The sequence below is a fragment of the Sphingomonas bacterium genome (assembly GCF_903643065.1).
Taxonomy (GTDB): Bacteria; Pseudomonadota; Alphaproteobacteria; order Sphingomonadales; family Sphingomonadaceae; genus Sphingomonas.
In genome coordinates, this window is sequence record NZ_CAHJWX010000415.1 from 1 (window position 1) to 2,831 (window position 2,831).

Annotated in this window: 2 protein-coding genes; one reads left to right on the plus strand and one right to left on the minus strand. The window is 69.2% G+C overall.

Translation table 11 applies throughout. The features are described 5' to 3' along the window. A partial coding sequence (gene dnaA, locus HUU95_RS13115; protein WP_174280509.1) for a chromosomal replication initiator protein DnaA occupies window positions 1-1,069 on the plus strand: 1,069 nt, incomplete at its 5' end. Between the two features lie 453 nt (window positions 1,070-1,522). Here dnaA and HUU95_RS13120 read toward each other — a convergent pair. Next, complete coding sequence (locus HUU95_RS13120) at window positions 1,523-2,620, minus strand: CAP domain-containing protein (protein ID WP_174280510.1); 1,098 nt, start codon at window positions 2,618-2,620, stop codon at window positions 1,523-1,525. Window positions 2,621-2,831 lie beyond the last annotated feature (211 nt).

The following is a 2,831-nucleotide window of genomic DNA, read 5'->3' on the forward strand; positions in this document are numbered from 1 at the left end:
CGCCGTGCTGACCCCGGCGCCCGTCCCCGCGCCCGCGCCGTCCGCGCCGCGCCCGCAGCTCGACACACGACTCAGCTTCGATCGGTTCGTGGCGGGGCCCTGCAATCGCGTCGCGCTCAACGCCGCGCGCGCGCTCGCCGAACCGGGCGCGCCGCGTTTTAGCCCGTTATTCCTCCACGCCGCCACGGGCCTCGGCAAGACGCACCTGCTCCACGCGATCGGCCATGCCTTCCTGCGGCATCAGCCGGACGCGCAGGTGCTGTTCATGTCGGCCGAGCGGTTCATGTTCGACTTCGTCCAGGCGATGCGCGGGCGCGATACCTTCGCGTTCAAGCAGCGGCTGCGCGCGGCCGACCTGCTGATGATCGACGATCTCCAGTTCATCGCCGGCAAGGACGCGACGCAGGAGGAGTTCTTCCACACGGTCAACGAGGTGATGGCGGCGGGCAAGCGGCTCGCCATCGCCGCCGATCGGCATCCGCAGGCGCTGGACGGAGTGGAGCCGCGGCTCGTCTCGCGGCTGGGGATGGGGCTGATCGCCGATATCCGCGCGCCGGACGCGGACCTGCGCCACGCGATCGTGGCGCGCAAGGCGGACGATCTGGAGGCGATCGTGCCGGCCGACGTGCTGGACCTGTTGGCGAGCCGCATCACCGGCTCGATCCGCGAGCTGGAAGGCGCGCTCAACCGCGTCGTCGCCTATGCGCAGCTGACGGGCGACGCGGTGACGCTGGACTTCGCGACCGCGACGCTGGGCGATCAGCTGCGCGGGCACGCACGGCGCGTGACGATCGACGAAATCCAGAAGCTGGTCAGCCAGCATTTCGAGTTGAAGCCGCTCGATCTGGTCTCCGCCCGGCGCGCCCGCGCGGTCGCCCGCCCGCGCCAGATCGCGATGTACCTCGCCAAGCGCCTCACCACCCGCTCGCTGCCCGAGATCGGCCGCAAGTTCGGCGGGCGGGACCATTCGACGGTGATCCATGCGGTGCGCCGCGTCGAGCAGCTGCGCGACAGCGACCGGGACGTGGACAACGCCGTGCGGGTGCTGCTGCGGGAGTTGGAGGGGTGATCTGGCACTCACCGCTTGCGTCACCCTGAACTTGTTTCAGGGTCCAGGCGGGACGGCTCATGCCACGCGCCGTGCCCTCGATCGAACCGGCACGCGTGGATGCTGAAACAAGTTCAGCATGACGATGTGATCATACACCCGGAAGAAGTGGCTGTAGCTCGCGTAGTGCCGTTAACGACAGCGACTGGGACGTGGACGACGCCGTGCGGGTGTTGCTGCTGGAGCTGGAGGGGTGATCTGTTACTCACCGCTTGCGTCACCCTGAACTTGTTTCAGGGTCCATGCGGGACGGCTCGTCCCACGCGCCGTGCCCGCGATCAAACCGGCGCGCATGGATGCTGAAACAAGTTCAGCATGACGTTGGGATCATCCAGGCGGTACGGCTCGCCAGCGTTGTGTCCGTGATCGATCGGCGCGCGTGGATGCTGAAACAAGTTCAGCATGACGATGGCGTCATACCACTCGGAAATAGTAGCTGTAGCTGCGCGTCGCGCCGTTGACGACGACGCCGGCGATGCTGACGTCATAGATCGTGCCGGCCTGTAGCCCGGCCACCGCCCATTGCAGGTTGTTGGGCAGGCCATAGCCGACATTGTCGTAGCTCAGCTTGGAGACGGCCATCGCGCCGCCGCCCCGCTGCGTCACCGTCACCGTCGCGTTGGCGAAGTTCACGCTGCCATTGGCCGCGCTGTTCGCGTTGCCGCTCGCGATCACCTCGAACGAGAGTAGCGAGCCCAGGCTGAAATAGCGCGCCGGGTAATCCCCATACGGATAGGCGACATAGGCCGGCAACGTCCCGTTCGCGACGCCGGCGCCGGTCGTGCCGAACACCTTGAGCGCGGTGGCGTCGGCGCGGGTCTGCGTCGGCGAGGCGCCGATCACGCGGCCATAGGCGACCGCGCCCAGGAACGGGTACAGCAGCCAGCGGCGATGCCCGACGCTGTCGACGACGAGGTTGTTGATCTCGGTCAGCCAGCCGGCGAGCACCTGATCCTCGCTGATCACGCCCAGCCCGTTGCCGAAGCCTCCATAAAGGTTGCTCTGTCCCGACACCGCCGCGCCGGTGGCGGTGTAGCATCTCCACGTCGTCGGCGGCGTATGGCTGAGCGTGTCGTTCGCCGCCTGCATCAGCGCCGATGCCTGCGCCCCCGCCTCGTCGGCGGCGGAATAGGTGACGGCGGGCAGGCCATGGAGCGCGCGGATCGCGTTCAGGTCTTGGAGCAGCGTCGCGGTGGTGCTGGCCGCGAGCTGGCCGGGGGTGCAGTTCGCGATGCTCGGCTCGGTCGTGTAGAGCGCGGCGGCCTGCGCGGTGAAGCCGCTCGGGGTCGCGGTCGGCGCCGCCGTGGTGCCGCTCGCCGGCGTGGGGGTCGGTGTCGGCGTGGGTGTGGGTGTGGGCGTCGCAGTCGGCGTAGGGGTGGGTGTCGCGGTGGGCGTGGGTGTCGGCGTGGGCGTCGTCACCACCGCGACCGCGCCGACGCCGTCGGACGAGCCGCTGCCGCCACCGCAGCCGGCGACGAGGGGCAGCAATGACCAGGCAAGCCAGCGTTTCATGCGGCCGATGTTGCCCGCCAACCCTTAACCGTCGATAAATGCCGGGTCGGCCGCAACGGCGAGCCGTTATACCTGCAAGCCCAGCGCCCGTTGCGCCGCCAGCAGCGTCGGCGCGGCCAGGCTCCGGGCCCGCTCGGCCCCGTTCATCAGGATCGCCGCCACGCCCGCCCGATCGTCGAGCAGTGACGCCAGCCGCGCACGGATCGGCGCC